The organism is Neorhizobium petrolearium, from assembly GCF_017873175.1.
GTDB classification, from domain to species: Bacteria; Pseudomonadota; Alphaproteobacteria; order Rhizobiales; family Rhizobiaceae; genus Neorhizobium; species Neorhizobium petrolearium.
In genome coordinates this window covers 68,815-86,861 of sequence record NZ_JAGGJW010000020.1, presented here as the reverse complement: position 1 = coordinate 86,861, position 18,047 = coordinate 68,815, and the positions used below count along the sequence as shown (strand labels likewise).

General features: G+C 58.6%; 20 protein-coding genes. 9 read left to right on the top strand and 11 right to left on the bottom strand.

The features are described from left to right. Positions 1–15 precede the first annotated feature (15 nt). From J2046_RS29525 to J2046_RS29510, 4 genes are read left to right on the top strand one after another with little or no spacing between them, the layout of a single operon-like run. Complete coding sequence (locus tag J2046_RS29525; protein WP_210057901.1) at positions 16–681, top strand: amino acid ABC transporter permease; 666 nt, start codon at positions 16–18, stop codon at positions 679–681. An 11-nt stretch (positions 682–692) separates the two neighbouring features. Then, on the top strand, positions 693–1,358 hold the full coding sequence (locus tag J2046_RS29520) for an amino acid ABC transporter permease (RefSeq protein WP_210057899.1): 666 nt from the start codon (positions 693–695) through the stop codon (positions 1,356–1,358). 22 nt (positions 1,359–1,380) lie between these two features. Beyond that, positions 1,381–2,157 carry an amino acid ABC transporter ATP-binding protein gene (locus J2046_RS29515; RefSeq protein WP_233470373.1) on the top strand — a complete coding sequence of 259 codons (777 nt, stop codon included), beginning with the start codon at positions 1,381–1,383 and terminating at the stop codon, positions 2,155–2,157. Between the two features lie 28 nt (positions 2,158–2,185). Next, a complete protein-coding gene (locus J2046_RS29510) occupies positions 2,186–3,106 on the top strand; it encodes an aminotransferase class IV (RefSeq protein WP_210057897.1) in 921 nt (306 codons plus the stop codon). 101 nt (positions 3,107–3,207) lie between these two features. Here the strand turns inward: J2046_RS29510 and J2046_RS29505 are convergent, their stop codons facing one another. The 8 genes from J2046_RS29505 to J2046_RS29470 form a co-directional block, all read right to left on the bottom strand. Further along, entirely contained in the window at positions 3,208–3,933 is a 726-nt protein-coding gene (locus J2046_RS29505; RefSeq protein ID WP_210057895.1) for a hypothetical protein, read from the bottom strand. After that, positions 3,930–4,964, bottom strand: a complete 1,035-nt coding sequence (locus tag J2046_RS29500; RefSeq protein WP_210057893.1) for a zinc-dependent alcohol dehydrogenase — start codon at positions 4,962–4,964, stop codon at positions 3,930–3,932. Before J2046_RS29500 ends, J2046_RS29505 begins: the two co-directional genes overlap by 4 nt. 27 nt (positions 4,965–4,991) lie before the next feature. Continuing rightward, on the bottom strand, positions 4,992–5,873 hold the full coding sequence (locus tag J2046_RS29495; RefSeq protein WP_325169799.1) for an ABC transporter permease: 882 nt from the start codon (positions 5,871–5,873) through the stop codon (positions 4,992–4,994). After that, positions 5,830–6,597: an ABC transporter ATP-binding protein gene (locus J2046_RS29490; protein WP_210057889.1), complete on the bottom strand. Its 768-nt coding sequence runs from the start codon at positions 6,595–6,597 to the stop codon at positions 5,830–5,832. The genes J2046_RS29495 and J2046_RS29490 overlap by 44 nt, the downstream gene beginning before the upstream one ends. A 54-nt stretch (positions 6,598–6,651) precedes the next feature. Beyond that, positions 6,652–7,677: an ABC transporter substrate-binding protein gene (locus J2046_RS29485; RefSeq protein ID WP_210057886.1), complete on the bottom strand. Its 1,026-nt coding sequence runs from the start codon at positions 7,675–7,677 to the stop codon at positions 6,652–6,654. A gap of 149 nt (positions 7,678–7,826) precedes the next feature. Beyond that, the gene (locus J2046_RS29480) at positions 7,827–8,762 is read right to left on the bottom strand and encodes a LysR family transcriptional regulator (RefSeq protein WP_210057885.1); all 936 of its coding nucleotides are present in this window, start codon (positions 8,760–8,762) and stop codon (positions 7,827–7,829) included. Beyond that, positions 8,746–9,660, bottom strand: a complete 915-nt coding sequence (locus J2046_RS29475; RefSeq protein WP_210057883.1) for an alpha/beta fold hydrolase — start codon at positions 9,658–9,660, stop codon at positions 8,746–8,748. Before J2046_RS29475 ends, J2046_RS29480 begins: the two co-directional genes overlap by 17 nt. Then, complete coding sequence (locus J2046_RS29470; RefSeq protein ID WP_210057880.1) at positions 9,645–10,586, bottom strand: LysR family transcriptional regulator; 942 nt, start codon at positions 10,584–10,586, stop codon at positions 9,645–9,647. The genes J2046_RS29475 and J2046_RS29470 overlap by 16 nt, the downstream gene beginning before the upstream one ends. A gap of 107 nt (positions 10,587–10,693) precedes the next feature. Here J2046_RS29470 and J2046_RS29465 point away from each other — a divergent pair, with 107 nt between their 5' ends. Both J2046_RS29465 and J2046_RS29460 read left to right on the top strand, forming a co-directional pair. Continuing rightward, positions 10,694–11,512: a shikimate dehydrogenase family protein gene (locus J2046_RS29465; protein ID WP_210057878.1), complete on the top strand. Its 819-nt coding sequence runs from the start codon at positions 10,694–10,696 to the stop codon at positions 11,510–11,512. After that, the gene (locus tag J2046_RS29460; protein ID WP_210057876.1) at positions 11,509–12,771 is read left to right on the top strand and encodes an FAD-dependent oxidoreductase; all 1,263 of its coding nucleotides are present in this window, start codon (positions 11,509–11,511) and stop codon (positions 12,769–12,771) included. The genes J2046_RS29465 and J2046_RS29460 overlap by 4 nt, the downstream gene beginning before the upstream one ends. Before the next feature lie 186 nt (positions 12,772–12,957). Here J2046_RS29460 and J2046_RS29455 read toward each other — a convergent pair whose 3' ends face one another. After that, positions 12,958–14,058, bottom strand: a complete 1,101-nt coding sequence (locus J2046_RS29455; RefSeq protein WP_210057874.1) for a nucleotidyl transferase AbiEii/AbiGii toxin family protein — start codon at positions 14,056–14,058, stop codon at positions 12,958–12,960. Next, positions 14,039–14,779 (bottom strand): DUF6088 family protein, encoded by a 741-nt coding sequence (locus tag J2046_RS29450; RefSeq protein WP_037149540.1) that lies wholly within the window; start codon positions 14,777–14,779, stop codon positions 14,039–14,041. Before J2046_RS29450 ends, J2046_RS29455 begins: the two co-directional genes overlap by 20 nt. 181 nt (positions 14,780–14,960) lie before the next feature. Between J2046_RS29450 and J2046_RS29445 the strand changes: the two genes are divergently transcribed. Next, a complete protein-coding gene (locus tag J2046_RS29445; RefSeq protein WP_210057952.1) occupies positions 14,961–15,662 on the top strand; it encodes an IS6 family transposase in 702 nt (233 codons plus the stop codon). A gap of 124 nt (positions 15,663–15,786) precedes the next feature. Continuing rightward, positions 15,787–16,101 (top strand): hypothetical protein, encoded by a 315-nt coding sequence (locus tag J2046_RS29440; RefSeq protein WP_037149545.1) that lies wholly within the window; start codon positions 15,787–15,789, stop codon positions 16,099–16,101. A gap of 154 nt (positions 16,102–16,255) precedes the next feature. On the opposite strand, the gene J2046_RS29435 is transcribed toward J2046_RS29440, so the two are convergent. Continuing rightward, positions 16,256–16,714, bottom strand: coding sequence for a hypothetical protein (locus tag J2046_RS29435; RefSeq protein ID WP_210057871.1), 459 nt, complete (start codon positions 16,712–16,714; stop codon positions 16,256–16,258). 410 nt (positions 16,715–17,124) lie between these two features. Here J2046_RS29435 and J2046_RS29430 point away from each other — a divergent pair, with 410 nt between their 5' ends. Further along, a complete protein-coding gene (locus J2046_RS29430) occupies positions 17,125–17,934 on the top strand; it encodes a hypothetical protein (RefSeq protein WP_152601096.1) in 810 nt (269 codons plus the stop codon). Positions 17,935–18,047 lie beyond the last annotated feature (113 nt).

Here is an 18,047-nt window from a genome sequence, read left to right as displayed (position 1 = left end):
AGGAACCTCAATCTCATGAGCTATCACTGGGATTTTTCCGGGGTATGGTCCCGCTGGGACCTGCTGCTGACCGGACTCGTGAACACGGTCAAGATCGCCGGCATCTCGATCGTCTTTGGCGTCATCGTCGGGCTGCTGCTGGCTTTCATGAAGCTCTCGCCCCGACGGTTCCTGTCCGTACCCGCCACCGCCTTCATCGAGTTCTATCGCAATACGCCGCCGATCATCCACTTCTTCTGGTTCTATTACGCCCTGCCGGTGCTGGCCAATGTCAGCCTCAATCCCTTCCTCGCGGCGGTGCTTGCGCTATCCACGCAGTCGGGAGCCTTTTATGCGGAGGTGTTTCGCGGCGGCATCGTGTCCATCGAAAAGGGCCAGTGGGAAGGTGCACGGGCGCTCGGCATGCGGCATTCGCAACTGATGCGCCGCATCATCCTGCCGCAGGCCTTGACGAGAATGTTTGCGCCTTTCGTGGAGCGCTCCTTCGAGCTTACCAAGACCACGGCGCTCGCCTCGACGCTCGCCTATGCCGACCTCCTCTACCAGGCCATGCTGGTCAACAGCGAAACCTTCCGCCCGCTTGAGGTCTACACCACCATTGCCTTGATGTACGTCATCCTGCTTGTCACGGCCAGCACGCTTGCCCGTGTTGCCGAAGCACGCCTGACGGCCTATCGCTGAGGAGCCGGAGCATGGATTACCAGTTTGATTTCGTGCTTGTGCTTCGAAGCCTGCCGGTTCTGTTACGAGGGCTGCTCGTCACCGTCGAGCTCTGGGTGCCGAGCATTTTCATCGGCCTGTGCGCGGGCTTCCTGCTGTCGCTGGCGCGGCTGTCGAAATCGCCATGGCTGAGGATGCCGAGTCTGTTCTACATCGAGCTCTTTCGCGATACGCCGGTGCTCATCCAGTTGATCTGGTTCTTCTACGCGTTTCCGATCATCATCGGTGTGCAGCTTTCACCTTTCGCCGCGGCGCTGCTGGGCCTGGCGCTGAACACATCGGCCTATTCGGCAGAAATCTTCCGGGGCGGCATTCAGTCGATCGCGCAGGGACAGTGGGAAGGCGCGCGTGCGCTTGGCATGCGCCGTTCGAAGATTCTGCAACGCATCATCCTGCCGCAGGTCTTCAAGCGCATGCTCCCGGCCTTCACCAACCGGGCTATCGAAGTCGCGAAGATGTCCTCTCTTGCCTCGGTACTGTCGGTGCATGAACTGATGTACCAGGGGCGACTGCTCAGCTCCACCTACTATCGGCCGCTCGAAATCCTGACGACCGTGGCCTTCATCTACTTCGTCCTCATCTATCCCGGCACCTGGCTTTCCGCGCGTCTAGAGCGGCGCCTGGCGGCGAAGGCCTGATGCTTCCAAGGAGAACACCGCCATGACCGAGCCCATTCTTCGCGTCACCGATCTGCAAAAGTATTTCGGCGATCTGCATGTTCTCAAGGGCATCGACTTTTCCGTCGAGGCCGGTGAGCGCATCGCCATCATCGGCGGCAGCGGCTCCGGCAAGAGCACCTTTCTGCGCTGCCTGAACTTCATGGAAATGCCAAGCGGCGGCACGATTGCGCTGGACGGCAAGCCGATCGGCAAGCCCCATGGCCGGGACGGCGCCCGCCGTTATCCCGAATCCGAGCTGTGCACGGTGCGTGAGCGCGTCGGCATGGTTTTCCAGCAGTTCAATCTGTTTCCGCACATGACCGTGCTGGAAAACGTGATGGAGGGTCTGCTGACCGTCAAGGGCATGAGAAATGCTGCAGCGAGGGAGAGGGCCGTGCGCGAACTCGAAAAGGTGGGGCTCGGCACCAAACTCGATGCCTATCCCGGCAAGCTGTCCGGCGGGCAGCAACAGCGGGTCGCCATTGCCCGCGCCCTGGCCATGGAGCCGGAAATCCTGCTGTTCGACGAACCGACCTCGTCGCTGGACCCGGAATTGGTCGGAGAAGTTCTGCGTGTCATTCGCCAGTTGGCCGATGAGGGGCGCACCATGCTTCTCGTCACGCATGAGCTGGGCTTTGCCTATCACTTCGCGACCAAGGTCATTTTTCTGGCCGACGGCGTGTTTCATGAGGTGGGCACGCCCGATGATGTTCTGAAGAACCCCCGGCAGGAACGAACGCGCGCCTTTCTCGAACGCTTTACCGAATTCGGATTCTGAATTCGGACAACTTACAAGGAATATGAACATGAATGCAGTTGCTGCCAGCAATACCAGCTCCCAGGGTTACGTGGCTGACCACCGCAATGATAATGTGCTGATCTACCTGAACGGCGAATTCTTCAAGCGCGACGAGGCCAAGGTTTCTGTCTTCGATGCCGGTTTCGTCCTGGGCGATGGCGTTTGGGAGGGCGTTCGTCTGGTGAACGGCAAGATCATCGCCCTGGATGAACATCTCGACCGTCTCTACGAGGGGGCAAATTCGATCCAGCTCGACATCGGCATGACCCGCGAGGAGCTGGCCGAGGCCCTGTGGCAGACCTTCCGGAAGAACGACATGACGGACGGTGCCCATGCACGCCTGATGGTGACGCGCGGCAAGAAGAAGACGCCGAACCAGGACCCACGCTTTGCGATGGGACAGGCCACAATCGTGATTATTGCCGAGTTCAAGATCCCGAAGCCGGAATCCAAGTCAAAGGGTCTCTCCTTGATGACCTCGACCATCCGCTGCAGTACGCCGGATGTGTTCGACCTGCGGCTCAACTCCCACAGCCGCCTGAACTTCATCCACGCGCTCATTCAGGCGATCAATTGTGGTGCCGACGAAGCGTTGATGCTCGATCCGCATGGCTTTGTTGCCAGCTGCAATTCCACCAATTTCTTCATCGTTCGCAGTGAAGAACTGTGGACTTCGACGGGCCGCTACAATTTCAACGGCATCACGCGCAAGAAGGTGATCAAGCTCTATTCGGACGCTGGGCATGTGGTGCGTCAGAAAGACTTCACGCTGGCGGAAGTCTATAGCGCCTCCGAAGCATTCGTGACCGGAACGCTTGGCGGAATAACACCGGTCACGCGTATCGATGGTCGTCATGTCGGCAATGGGCAACCCGGTCCGGTCACGCAGCACATCGCCGATCTCTACGCCGCTTACATCAACGGCTGAGACCTGGTGTTTTGAGTGATCGAACCGCCATAACCGCAACGTCGTCGGCCAGCTGACTGGGGGCGAGGGGCCGCGGTCAATTGGGCATAAGGGAGCAGTGTTCAAGATTCAAAGCGTCGCGTGAGCTGGGGGCTTGCGGCAACGGCTGTGCGATCAGAAAGAGGCGAGTTGTCGGGAAATGCGACCACGAGATCGAATAGCTCATCGCGCAAAGATTTGCACGGACGCAAGAGGTCAAGAGCCGTCTCGCTGATCGAGGCGTGAGCGCTTTCCAACGTCTGCCGGCATGGGCCGTCGGCGATAACAACCACATTATAGGTGGTGTCATCGGTCTCAGCATCTTGAGCGAAGACTTCGTACGGCTGGTTCGGCTCCGCAAGGCCAATGATAAAGCTCAGTAACGTCCCGCTCGAAACCATGTCGCTCAGTTTCCTGGCGAGTTGCAAGCCGGCATTCTCGGCGCGCGTTCTTTTTACCGAATACGCCTGAACCAGGGTGCTGCGGCCGATACCGCGACCGCCCGAAGCCAGCTTGTTTGCTGGAATTCGCAGCACATTCGAAAAGTGCTGGCGCATCTTTGCCGACCAGACGGTCGGGTTCTTGACCAGGTCCATGTAGGCCGGGTGTTCGATGGTGCGCAGATCCTTAAGTTCATAAAGCGTGAAGTAGCGATTTTCAGGCTCCAGAAAAGACGCGTAGCGCCGGGCGCGCAGCATTCCGGGTGCAGTCAGCCTTTCAGGCACATGCTCGAATGTGTGCCAGGCCTCGTATTCCTCGGTCATGGCACTGGGATAATTGTTCCAGAGAGCCAGAAACGCGCCGCTCATGCACCGCCTCCGATCTGCAGAATGACCTTGGTGGCGACGCGCTGATGGGCAACCCTGAAGCCGGTCAAAGCATCCGCCAATGGCAGCCGGTGCGATATCAGTTTTCTCATCATTACCTGATTGGCCGCAAGAAAGGCGATCACTGCGTCCCAGTCCTCAGCCGGAGCGCGGTAGGAGCCGCGGATTTGCTGATGCATCCTGACGAGTTTGACTAAATCGATCTCCGCCGGCTGGGGGTGAATTCCGACGACCGTGAAGATGCCGCGTTTTTTGAGGTACGGAAGTGTTGCTGACACGAGGGCGGGCACGCCCGCTGCTTCGATGATGGCATCGAAGGGCGACAGTTTTGAAAGCGCCTCGTCAAGTGTGACATGCTTTGTGTCGACCAAGTATTCGAAACCGATCGAGCGAAGCGCCGCCAGCCTCGGTTCGTCATCGCGCCCGATGACGACCACATCGGCACCCTTGGCGCGTGCCAGGACAGCGATACCTTGCCCGATGAAGCCCGGCCCAATCACCAGGATCTTCTGCCCAGGACGGACATCTGCCGTCGCGACAGCTTCGGCGCAAACGGTCATCGGCTCGGTCAGCGCGGCTATTCCCATATCCAAATTGTCTGGAAGAGTATGGCAGTTGCCAAAGGGGACGCAGACGAATTCGCTGAACGCACCATTGCGACTTATGCCGACGCCCTTTCGATTGCTGCAATTATCCTCATCGCCAGCAAGGCAGGCGGTGCAATTGCCGCACGTCGTCGAAGGCCGAGCGGTGATGCGCCTTCCGATCAAGGCTGGTTCGAGCCCGTTGCCGACTGCCGTAATGGTCCCTGAAAACTCGTGCCCGAGGGTGACTGGCATAGCGCTTTGCATCGACTCGTACCCGGCCGTCCATTCCGCGATATGCAGGTCGGTGCCGCAGATCCCAGCGGAATGGACACGAACGAGAACTTCACCCGCCGGGATCAGGTCCAGTGTCTCAACCGTGCGCAACTCCACGCCGACGCCGGGCCGGACTTTTTGCAGTGCCAACATCTTGGTCTCTCCGGAAGTCGAGGGGGGCTAACCGCGCCAGCTCAAGAAATGGCGTTCAATTTGGCCGATGATGAAGTTCACGATCAGTCCGAGTACAGAAAGTATCGTGACACCCGCAAAGAGCTTTTCGAGATCGTAAAGCGAGCCCGCTTCCAAAATATAGGAGCCGACGCCGTATTGCGCGCCAAGCATCTCTGCTGCGACCAGAAGGATGATGGCAATCGAAATCGAGACGCGCAGGCCGGAAAGAATGGCTGGGAAAGCTCCAGGAAGCACGATCTTGCGAACGATCGACCACCAGCTCAGACCAAAACTCTGTCCCATTCGGACCAAGGTCCGATCGACGTTATCAACGGCGCCGTAGGTTGCGACGACTGTTGGCGTAAAGGTTCCAAATGCGATGAGCGCATATTTCGACATCTCATCAATGCCGAACCAGATGACGAAAAGCGGCAGCAAGGCGATTTTCGGGATGGGAAAAAGCGCCGCCACGAGCGGCACGAGGCCGGCACGCACATAGCTGAACAGACCGATAAAGACACCGAGGGAAATGCCGACCGCGATACCGAGGGCTCCGCCAATGAAGAGGCGCTGCAGCGATGGCAGAAGATGCCGCCAGAGACCGCCGGTCTGCCAGAGCTGAACCAGTGTTTCGAAGACCGCGGAAGGACGGGGCAGGGTGAGGTTCGAGATGAACCCGGTCCGCGTGCCGATCTCCGCGATGAGCAGCAACGCCACGAAAACGGCGAGCGCCATGCCGCGTACGGGCGTCGGTGAAAAGCCGCCCCCACGAAACGGAACATGCTTTACGGTTTCGCTCTTTGGCTCTGTCCCAACTGCGGATTGTTTTGAAACCAATGTTACTTCAGACATCGGCCAATTCCTTGTCGGCAGCCATTGCTTCTTCACGCATCAGCTCCCAGAGCTGCTTCTGCTTTTCTTCGAGAACCGGGTCGCCAAGGTGGCGATCCGCCAGCGGAATATCGATATCGACAATTTCGCGGATACGTCCCGGCCGACGGGAAAGGACGATCACACGGTGTCCGAGCCGGACAGCCTCGTTCAGGTTGTGCGTGACGTAGACCGACGTGAACGGCTGGCGCGTCCAAAGCGAGACGAGGTCGTCCATGAGCAGTTCACGCGTCTGGCTGTCGAGCGCCGAGAGTGGTTCGTCCATCAGCATCACTGCTGGGCGCACCGCCAGTGCGCGGCTGATGGCGACCCGCTGGCGCATGCCACCCGACAATTGCTTGGGGAGGGCGTGACGGAATTCCGAAAGGCGGGTGCGTTCCAGCACGTCCGCGACGATCGCGTCCATCTCGTTGCGCTTCAGCCCATGATCCTCGAGGACCAGCTTGATGTTGCCCTCGACGGTGCGCCAAGGCAGCAGAGCGAAGTGCTGGAAAACATATGTAAGCGGGTTGAGACAGTCGTTCGGCGGCTGGCCCACCTGAAGGACTTCGCCCGAGCAGGGGCGCTCCAACCCGCCGAGAAACCGCAGCAGGGTGGACTTGCCGCAGCCGGAAGGTCCGATAAGACAGGCGATCTGGCCTTGTGGAATGTCGAGCGAGATGTCGCGTAGAACTTCCACGGCGCCGTAGTGATGAGTGATGTTCTTGAGCTTCAGATCCATAAGGGGTCCCCACCGGAGGCTCTTTTAGGGCCTCCGATATTGTTGGCAAGCCGATCAGATCGTCTTGACGTAGGACGTGTCGAAGAGCTGTTCGTTGCTGATGGCGTCTTTGACCATGTCTTCCGACTTGAACCATTCGAGCTGTTCAACGCAGCTTTTGAGCGACAGAGCCAATCCCTTGTTAATGCGCATCGCACCTTCGATGAGGTTCTGCTTGGCAACGTCGTACGGGCTGTCCTTTTCCACATATTTGTGGACGAGCTTCGCCACAGCGTCGCGCTCCTCGTCGTTCGACGTTTTATCCACGAAGGCGCCGTTGTAGTCATCGATCGCCTTGGCGTAAGCCTTGATGAAGGATTCCGTCAGCGATCGGTTGTCCTTGGCGTTCTTCGTCGAGGTAAAGGCTGTCGTGACCTGATAGTCAGGCGCATAATCGGATACGATGCCGATCTTCTTGGCAGCGCCTTCTCGGATCATTTTGTTGGCAACGTTCGCCTGGATTGCCCAGGCATCGATCTGACCAGTTGAAAGCGCGCCGACGATGGCGCCGAGCTTTTGCAGCGGACGCAGCTGGATATCAGCGAGCTTGATGTTGTTGGCGGCTGCGATCTTGTGCGCCATAAAATGAAACGACGAACCTGCGGTGGTAATTCCGAAGCTCTTGCCTGCCAATTTCGAGGGGTCGGTCAGGCCAGCGTCATACGCTTTGTTGGATGCCAGAATAACGGCGCCGACAACGCCCTTTTCTTCCGTCAGCGCACCGCCGACGACCTTGACCGCGTCCTTCTGGGCGAGGCTAATCAGGCCACCGCTCATAGCGGTAACGCCGAACTCGGCATCGCCGGATGCGATCGCCACAGCCATTGGCTGCGCGGCTTCGAAAAACTTCAGTTCGATGTCGAGGCCTGCGTCCTTGAAGTAGCCGCGCTCGTAAGCGATGAAGCTTGGCGCATGGCTGGCAAGACTGAGGACCGCGAGATTGCGCCTGCTTGCCGCGCGGGCTGGAATCCCGAAAGCTGCTGCGGCGCCCGCAGCTCCCATGGTTAGAAGTGCCTGGCGACGGTTCAAGGTTAAATTCATCTTGGAAATCTCCTCCTATCGACGGCTATGTGACGTCGTATCTTTTCAGTGCCACTCAAATTGAGCGAGTACAACAAACAATGATTATGCTTCCCATGCCTTGAGGGCATGATGGCGCCCCTAACGTCCATGTTAGACCATGCCCGAGTTCAGGAGAGCTTGCGCGACAGGATCTCGATCAATTTCCGCAGATTGGCGGAATGTGGCCTTCGCCGGTTCCAAAGTACCGAAATCTGGAAATGCGGGGCATTGTCGAGAGGCCGGATGACGAGATTGCTGCCGACCGGGCCAAGCGTCGTTAGGTAATCCACGAGGACTATGCCCATCTGCTCGTTGGCAAGTGCCAACGCCGTGTCGGAAAAACGGGCAACCGCCTTGGCATTGACCTTGATACCGGCACGATTAAGAAAGCTGTCGACAACTTTTTGATGAGCGCCGCCGGCTGCAAATGCGACGAAGTCGGCCCCTTGCAGATCCGAGGCCTTGATGACGGTTTCGACAGCCAGGCGATGACTTTTGGGGATACACGCAACCAGATCGGCATTCCCGACCACTTCGGTTGCGATCAACGGATGCTCTGAGGTTGCAATTGTCACCACGGCTTCGCCGCGGCCGGCTATGAGATAATCCTCTATCTGGTCAACGGGAAGAACGTCGAAGAAGAGCTCGATGCCAGGCACTTCGACGGAGAGATCCCTCAATGCCTGAGGCACCAGTGCGCGTGCGACGCTGGCTGTCGAACCCGTTCGAAAGATGGCAGTCTCGCCGCGGGCGATGCGGCCGATCTGGTTCCCGACGCCTGTGAGTTGCCGCATCAGCGGATCGATCTCGGCGTGAATTTCCAAGGCCTCCGACGTCGGCACGAGGCCGTTGCGATCGCGCAGGAAGAGCGCAATCCCAAGTATGTCTTCGATGCGGCGGATCGTTCTGCTCAATGCGGGTTGCGAGACGTTCAGCACTTTCGACGCGCCGGTAATCGAACGAGCCTGCATGACCGCGTGAAACACTTCGATCTGGCGGAGGCTGAGCAGGCCGTCAACCGGCTTCGCCGCTTCCGGCCTGTCGTCGTCATCCCGTGATGGCATCTGCATTCCTTTCTAAGAAGGGCAGCAGCAGATCGAGGATTTCGTCGGCGCGCGTTTCCGGCAGCAGATGGCCGCCGGAAAGACCGCGGCCTTCTACGATGTGCGCCCAGTCCGCCCATATGTCGAGCGGTTCCCGGCCACCGCCATAACGTCGCCCGTCTTCCCAAAACACAAGCACTGGAGCCGCAATCTTGCGGCCTACGGTGCGATCGGCAAGATCGTCTTCTTCATCGACCGTGGCGCCCGCCCGATAATCTTCACACATCACATGCCGGACCTCGGCCCGATCAAACGCTGTCCGGTAGTCTTCCAGCGCCAACGGGTTTAGTTTTTCGATGCCCTCCGCCATCTTGTTGAGGGTGAGATCGATCAGAAAGCGGGGATCTCCCGCCATCAGTTTTTCAGGCAAAGGCGCGGGCTGGGCCATCATGAACCAGTGCCAGGCGCCCATTCCAAACGCCTTGCCTGCGCCCTCCCACATTTCCGGGGTGGGCACCACGGTTACGGAAACAAGCGCCGTCACGGCTTGAGGGAAATCGAGGGCCATCCGGTACGCGACACGCCCGCCGCGATCATGACCGATAGTGACAAAGCGATCGTGGCCGAGCGCCTTCATCATGTCACGCAGACATTGCCCCATGCGTCGTTTTGAGCCCATGCCTTGTGCAGAGCTTTTAAGATTGCTGTCTCCATAGCCCGGCAAATCGGGCACCACGACGGTATAATCGTTGGCAAGGACAGGCGCGATGCGATGCCATGCGGCTCTGGTTTCGGGATACCCGTGCAGAAGCAGAACCGCCGGGCCGGAGCCGGCTGTCAGGACAGCAAGGTTTGCGTCGGCCGTCTCGACGACCTTGTTTTCGAAACCAGGGAAAAGTGCGTTTACGGGTCGTTGCATGGTTTGATTATTCCGTTGGTAAAGCTGCTTTCCGTCAAGGCGACGTCGCGAAGCGCCATGATCAGGCTTTCGACCGTGGTCGGCCGGGGGCGCAGGCGGTTGGTGTGAACATAGGCGGAAACCGACACGCTGTTTGCGATCGGAACGGCCGCCATCCCGGCGGTCGCGCAATCTATGGCGGAAAACGCATCGAGTATGGTGACGCCGATCCCCTCGGCGACGAAGGACAGCGCGGCCTCGACGAAATGGACGTAGACGGCGGTATTTCGCACGGCGCCGCTTCGGCGATAAGTCTCGTCGATGTAAAGGCCATGCGTCGTGGTCGAACCGAAGGAGATAAGGGTCTCCTCCGACAATTCCGCCGGGCTTATCGATGTTCTGTCCGCCAAGCGATGGTCGGCAGGCATCACGCAGACCAGTCCGGCTTCGGCGATCGCAGTCGTCTCAATAACCGGGTCGTCGATCCGGGCAATGGTCGCCACGCATGTTCCTCGTCCAAACAGCAGATAGTCGCGGATATCCCGTTGCGGAAGCGAATCGCAATAATAGGTGCCTGCCGCCCCTGCCAATTGCAGCCGCCTCAAGGCCTTCGGGATGAGCCGCATGCCGATGCTGGGTGTCGCACCGAAGCGGAATGTCGATGCGTTGCCGCGGGCGATGGAATAGATGGAATCCGAAAGCATTTCGGCCTGCTGGTGGACACGCTCAACCTCTTCGAAGATGAGCTGAGCCTCCTGCGTGGGCACGAGCTTTCCGCCGATGCGGCCGAACAGCGCTATGCCGAGCTGATCCTCCAGGCGTTTTATGGCGATGGATAAGTTGGGCTGCGAAACACCCAGATGCCGCGCCGCAGCAGTTAGCGAATTCGTCGCCATTACGATGCGAAAGATCTCGATCTGGCGTTCCTTGAGTTTGGGATTCGCCACCCCGCTGCACTCCTGCTCATAAATCCGATTTATGAAGTGCATCTGTTTCCATATTGGCGTCAATGGCTGAGCATTTCTATCCTGCAACCAAAAAAGAGGAAGCTACCATGATGATAGGCAGTTCCACCCGTTTGGTCGCGATGATCGGCACGCCGATCAAGCAGGTAAAATCTCCTGTGAACTTCAACACCTATTTCGCAACCACCGGCGAAGACAGAGCGATGATCCCGATCGACCTGCGGTCGGAGCAGGTCGAAGACTTCATCAAGTTGGTTCGCGGATGGGAAAATCTCGATGGGTTTGTCGTCACCATCCCCCACAAGACCGCGGTTGCCCGGCTGATCGATGAGCTGACCCCACGTGCACAATTCCTGGAGGCTACCAATGTCGTGCGGCGGCACGCCGACGGCCGGTTGTCCGGAGATATGACGGATGGCGAGGGATTTATCCAGGCAGCAAAGGACAATGGCTTCGTCGCCTGCGGAAAATCCGCCCTGCTGGTTGGGGCAGGCGCGGCAGGCCGCGCGATCGCCCACGCATTGGCCGAGGCGGGGCTATCCGAACTGTTCATCAGTGATATCAATGAGGCTCAGGCAGCAACGCTTGCCGCCCGGCTTGCAGACCTATTCCCAAATCTTGCCGTGAAGGCCGGCTCCACTCCGCAGAAGACGTTTGACCTCCTGGCAAACGCCGCGCCTTGCGGGATGGATGTCAAAGATCCCCTGCCGGTGCCGGAAAGCGCCATGAGCCTTATGGCACCAGGCGGATTGGTCGCCGATGTCGTCACCAGTCCGGAGCAGACCCCATTGCTGCAACTGGCGGCCCAACGCGGATTGAAGATCCAGTTGGGACACGAGATGGCCAAGGCACAGCTTCTTGCACTTGGCAGGGTGATGGGCGTCATCGGGGGAGAGCCCAGCCGATGACTGTCACACGGGATACGCGATACGACGTGGTTGTTGTTGGCGGCGGCGCTGCGGGCATGAGCGCTGCGGTTGCGGCCGCCAAAATAGGTGCCAAAGTTGTTCTCATCGAGCGATATGGCTTCCTCGGTGGTGCCGCCGCAAACTCGCTCGTACTGGCCTATTGCGGCTTCTTCCAGAAGGGAGCGCAGCCTATAGTGGCCGTCCGCGGCATCGGCGAGCAATTCCTGAATAACCTTGCGAGCCTTGGCCAGGACATTTCTCCTTTCGTTTCGCCGAGCGGCAACAGGATTATTCTGCTTGATCCGGAAGCAGTGAAGTTTGCCGGCGATCGACTGCTGGAGGAAGCCGGTGTCTCAATCTTGCTGCACAGCTGTGTCACCGGCGCGACTGTCGACGACGGCCGCATCATGTCGATCACCGTCACAGATCATGCCGGAGGCTATGAAATTGGCGCCAATGTCTTTGTCGATGCAAGCGGCGAGGCGACACTTGCATCTCTGTCCGGCGTGGACATGACGGTCGACAGTTTCACCAGTCGCCATGTTCAGCCGGCCTCCATGCCGGTCCGGATCGGCGGCGTCGCCCCCGGAATCGCATTCGACCGGGAGCGCATGGCGCAGCTGATCGCCAACCATAACCTGACGCAGCAGACACCAATCCATCGTCGCGACGGCGGCGTCATGTTTCGGCTGCCCATATCCGGGGATTACTGGTGGATGACGATCGACCTTGCCACGGATGGATTGACGGGAGCCGACCTCGGCGCGGCGGAGCGGCAAGCGAGACGGGAAGCGTGGCGCAATCTTGATCTTCTGCGCCAACTGCCCGGTTTTGAGAAGGCTTTCATCGTGGCCACAGGACCGCAAATCGGCATTCGCGAAACCCGCCGGCCAAGATCCCGGGAGGACTTAACTGGCAAGGCATTGGAGCAGGGGCTGCGGCGCGATGATGGGATAGGCCGTGCCGCATGGCCCATGGAAGTCCATGAGGCGCCAGGGCGCGCCCGGTTCATTGACATTGGCGGCGGCGGCTTCGCGGACATCCCACCGGGCGCCCTGCAGGCAGCAGATTTGGATAACCTCTACCTGGCGGGAAGAGTAGCCGGGGCGGATGCGCTTGCCTATGGCTCCTCCAGGGTGATGGGCACCGCTTTTTCAACGGGACAAGCCGCCGGCGTGATGGCGGCATTAAGCGTTTCGTCTCATTTGGAGGTGAGATCGGTCAGGAAGGAACTGAGCGCTCAGAACGCATTGATTTGACTTGCGCGCCCATGTGAAGAGCCGATCGCTGGTCCTTTCATGGTCTGGTCCCGATCTTCGGCCGGCGATTGCTGGTGATTCCGCCAGCATCGTTTAACCGATTCACCTAATCCATGTCTCCTCTTGGCGGATAATTACCGTCCTAGAAGACCAGCGTCTAACCCCACGGTGGGAGTGGGACACCGCTTACTTGTCGGCGACAGTGTTGAGAAGCGTTTCCAGCTCCTGAATGCTTGTCATGACGGACTCAAATTCAGGCGGCGTTCCAAATATCATGGCAGACATTCGTGCGTAGTCGGCTCTTAGTTTCTCGCGCATCTCGGGCGTTGGCGCCAACCGAAAACTACCGGGCACGGCTCGATCATATCGATGGTCCGGTGCGCGAAACATTAGCTCTTTATGCCGGCGGCAAGCCTCGGCGAGGTCAAGCATCGATGCAGTGGCCTTGCCGTAGTCGGGATTCGTCCAAATTTGATGAACATCGTAGTAGTGGCGCGAGTATCGATTGAGGTCTGGAACTTTCAGCTCAGGACTATCCTGCATGCTTCGTTTTTCCGTCATCTCCGTCATCGCGTGAAGGATCAGAACTTTCTCCCAAAAAGTGCGCTCCGGCTTGACGGTCGTTACATTCTGGACCGTCAGGTCAGTGCCCTTTCGCATTTCCGAGGCAACGTATGGAATGATCTCTCGCTTCTCGGCCGGAACCGGATCCGGGCGTGCCCCGCCTTCGATTCGCACCGCCGCCTCGACATAGCCGCCGCTCGTGTCAAAGACGCTTCTGTATCCCAGAACCAGTACGTCGAGCGCCTCCTTCTTCCGGTAGAGATCGTACCCGAAGGCGAGCGAGAAATGTCCCGTTTGTCCGATCTGTCCCTCGACCGTGGCGATTTCCTCATCGAGCAAACGCTTGAGCGGCCCGGACATATAATGCCGTGCTGCCTCGTCCACCTGCTCGGCCAGAGCCTTCTGTTGCTGATTGACGGAGGGGAGCGCTGCGATATCGGCCTCGAGCGGAACTTTTAGATCCGCCTTGTAGATGCCGATGTCAATGTCTTCGGAAAAACGCTGGATCAGGCCATATGCTTTGCTGAGGCTGGTGCCGCCCTTAAAATAGAGGCCAAGAGCACCGTCCCTCCGTCGGTTGAACAGGAAGTCGAGCACCCAGCAGACGTAGAGATCCTTCTCGATATTCTCGGCCCGCGTCTCCAGATCGGACGCAGCGGCGGAGAATAGTGCTCTCTGTTCGTCAGCGCTTGAGCGAAGGACATCAACGAAACCCTGGCGCATGTTCATCCTTTCCGTCGTGGCCCAGCGGAGTGCCTTCCTCCTCCGGGGGCGGCGGATCGGCGGTTATGGTCTCCACAGCCTGGTACATCCAGGCTGGGATGGCGTGGATGTTTTCGCGCAGATCCTCGACAATCGGCTGCCTGTGGGGGCTTCGTGCCACGTAGCGGACGATAGCATCGACAACTGCCTCCAGATTGGAGCGCTCGTCGCGAAACCAATGGAGGGCCTGGATCACTCGCATTGCCGGCCGGCCCGCCCAAAAAGCGGTCTTCGCCGAAATGCGCTTGAAGTCCAAGATGTAGATAACCGGCTTCGTGGCCTCGGCATCGCCGGCATTGGCCTCGATCTCTATGGTTCGGGGATATGTGTCCGCATAGATTGTCGACCTGGCGGGGACGGCCGTCGTCAGGCCAAGATCATTGGCAGCCGTCATGCCATCAACGCAAACACGAAGCTTGTCACGTCGTGCGATGGCATCGATGAATGAGGCGCGTGGCGGAAACACCATCTTGCCGGTCAGTTGGCTAATAGCTGGCTTGTCGTAAAGACCACGATGAGGGCGGCGGATGTCGCCGCGATTGGTCAACCTCTGCAGGGCCTTTTCGACGGCATTGGGCGTTGCGATGTCGAGAAAATCGGAACGCGACCAAACGCCCGAAGGCGCCGCACCGGCAATCCTTTGGTGAATGCGTTCCAGAGTGTCCGATGTGGGATCCGGCATAACTATCCTACCTTGTGACCGAAGATTATATACAAAATTTGGTCACTTGCTGCAACCGTCGCTTTAATGACCAATTTTTATATCTAAACATTGGTCAGTAGAATGATTGCTCACGCTTTCATACAGTGCTTTGGCATCGTAAAGTTAACGGAACTTGGATTGCGATGTGCGATGTTTGGCCATGACAGACCGTGATCCGCTTTATCACCGCCATCGCTTTGCCGCCGAAATCATCGCCCACGCCGTATGGCTCTATTTCCGCTTCCCATTGAGCTTGCGAATGGTCGAGGACATGCTGGCCGCCCGCGGCATCTTCGTCTCGCATCAGACAGTCCGGCTTTGGGCAGAGAAGTTTGGTCGCGCCTTCGCCAACGACATCCACAGACGCACGGCCGGCCGGCTCGGCGACAAATGGCACCTCGACGAGATCGTCGTTTCGATCAGCGGCCAGAAACACTGGTTGTGGCGCGCAGTTGATCAAGATGGTTTTGTCCTGGATGCTCTGGTACAAAGCCGCCGCAATGCCAAGCCTGCCAAGCGCCTGATGCGTAAGCTGTTGAAGGGCAAAGGTCGAGCGCCGAGGGTGATGATCACCGACAAGCTTCGATCCTATGACGCTGCAAGACGAGAGATCATGCCAAGCGTAGAGCATCGTTCCCACAAAGGGTTGAACAATCGGGCGGAAAATTCCCATCAGCCGATTCGACGACGAGAGAGGATCATGAAGCGGTTCAAATCACTACGACATTTGCAACGCTTCGTTTCAATCCACGATCCGATTGCCAACCTGTTCTACATCCCGCGCCACGACATGACCTCCAACCATCATCGCGAACTTCGTTCAGCAGCAATGGACATGTGGGCGCAGATCGCTCGGATTTGATCGACAGCCCCAAGTAGAAGTGCCTTCAATCGCCCGATCGACGTTAAGTTTACAGTGCCCGAACCATAGATATGAAACCGAAACCCTTGTGGAGTACCTCGGACGCAAGATGAGGAGCATGGCAATGGGCAGAAAGCTCAAGCTGTATCTATTCGCTGGCCTGCTTGCCGGGCTAGCCTATGCCGCGTATCGGCCATTACCCATGCTGGCATCGATACTATTCACCTCCGGCTGCGATCAGGCAGAGTTCGAAGCCCGCGTAAAACGGGATCTGGCCGCCGGTCGGGCATGGGCACCAGGTGAAATGCCGACGGTTGACGAAGAACGTGCCTTGATTGCGCGTCTACAAAAGCAGGCGCAGCAAACGGGCGACTATGAGTCTGCCTGCCGCGCACTGACCGAGTGGGACGATGACCACACCGAACGTGGGAGTCATTAAGCCGAATCCCCATTACGCACGCCACAACCCGCTGAACTGAGACGCGATCAGCGCCAGCGCGGCGTCGACATCCGTCAGCACCTCGATCCCCTGAGCATAGGTGGAACTCCGGCTTTGTAGCCTCAGATGATGCTCCGTAGAGGATTCAATGGTCTCAATCCTCATCTTTCGGATCGATGGAGACATCCTCCACCTCGAAGTCCTCGTCCAATTGCACGCGGATCCAACTGTCAGGAAACTGCATCGGGGCCGCAAAGGATAGGAGAGTGGCGTCAGCAAAAACGACCACTGAACGAACGGCCAAATCGTCACGCAGATCCGTGGTCTCGATCACATTCTCGCCACCGACAGCGCCCTCGATCTCTTCGGCGATGCCATCGATGATCCGCCGCCAAACTTGAGGGCTCACCTCAAGAACCCGTTCGATGGCAGCGACGAGCGCTCCGGCATCTATTCCCGACCTGTCTTCCAGTTCAGGGTCCACGTTGACGTTGACATGAGCGCCAATTGCCAAAAGGCGCGCCGTACCGAAGATAAAACCGTCGCCAATCTGCGGGCCGAGCATAACTTTGCTCGCAGCGATTGCATCTCGAAGTTGTTCGATCGGTCCCATCGCTACCTCAGCCTTGTTGATTCTGCCGGTACTCCGGCAGCGGGCTCCTGTATAGGAGCCGTTGGACGCGGTCGAGTCGTCGATTCGACGCCAAAGTCTGGCACTGGCGTGCTGATGATGAGTAGACCTTGCAATCCTCCTATCGATCAGAGTGCGCCGGCCTTATCTTTGCTGACGTGCTATCAATCGTGTCAATCGAACTTGGTGCATGATTGCCGACGCCATCTCTGCATCGGCTGGGGTGTGCCAGCTGCCTCTCCACCCGTTGCCTCATTCTTTGAAATCGGCCATAGAAGGATCGACAGCGCTGGGAGATTTGTGATTCGGCCAGATCATTTCCTGTATAAAGCGATCACAAGCAATAATTCCGGTAGCACGGCGATCAAACCGTGCCATCGTCCGAGAGAAAAATGAGATCGTTACTGCTTGCTTTGGTGATGGTGATCGCTTCAAGCAGCGGAGCTGTCCACGCGCAGCCTTCGACGCAAGACCCATCCCCGCCAGCCTGCGTCAAGGATAGCAACGTCGACAGTTGCTGGAGCGCCGGTGTCGCGGCCGAAAAGCGGAACGATGCTGCCGCTGCCCTGGCAAATTATGAACGCTCCTGCGCGGCCGGTTTTCAGATGGGCGGCTGTTACGAGGCCGGCAAAATCTATTTCCTCGATCCCGCCCGTCGGAACTACGGCATCGCGAAGGATCGGATGACCCTGGTCTGCGACTCCGATGATGCCGGGATAGGCCCCTATGCCTGCAAATATCTGGGCATCATCTATCGCAATGGTCTGACAGCGAAGCCGCAGGTCGATCTGGCGTTCCGGCCCCTGTCACGCTCCTGCTTCCTGCATAATACCGAACCGTTCATCGATGGAAACGGCTGCGAGATCCTGGCCGAAAGCCTCCCCACTGCTGACGACATGGGGCTTTCGGACGCGGCATGGCAACGCGACTATATCGCCTATCTGGCCTATGCGATGGGCTGCACCGACGACACGCCAGCGCTGTGCACCAAAGCGCGCGATAGGTACCGTCGAGCGATCGCGGCATCGGCGAGCTGGCCCGCCCGCTGCGTGGAGGAGCTGGAGCGGAGCCCGTTCCCCGGGACCTGCGACGCCGTGGCAGACCCGGGCATGAGCGCCCAGTTCGAGCAGCGGCAGAAGCTGCGCCGCACGCTCGTGCGCATGTTCCGCAATGCCACGGAGAATCCGCCGTCCGACGGATGACGCCGACGCGGCAACCGGATGGAAACCCGAATTCGTGGCCAGAGGCGAACTCAGGCCGCTACGCGATCCGAAAACCGCCGATCCGGACGAAGAACCTTAAAATCCTTATGTAG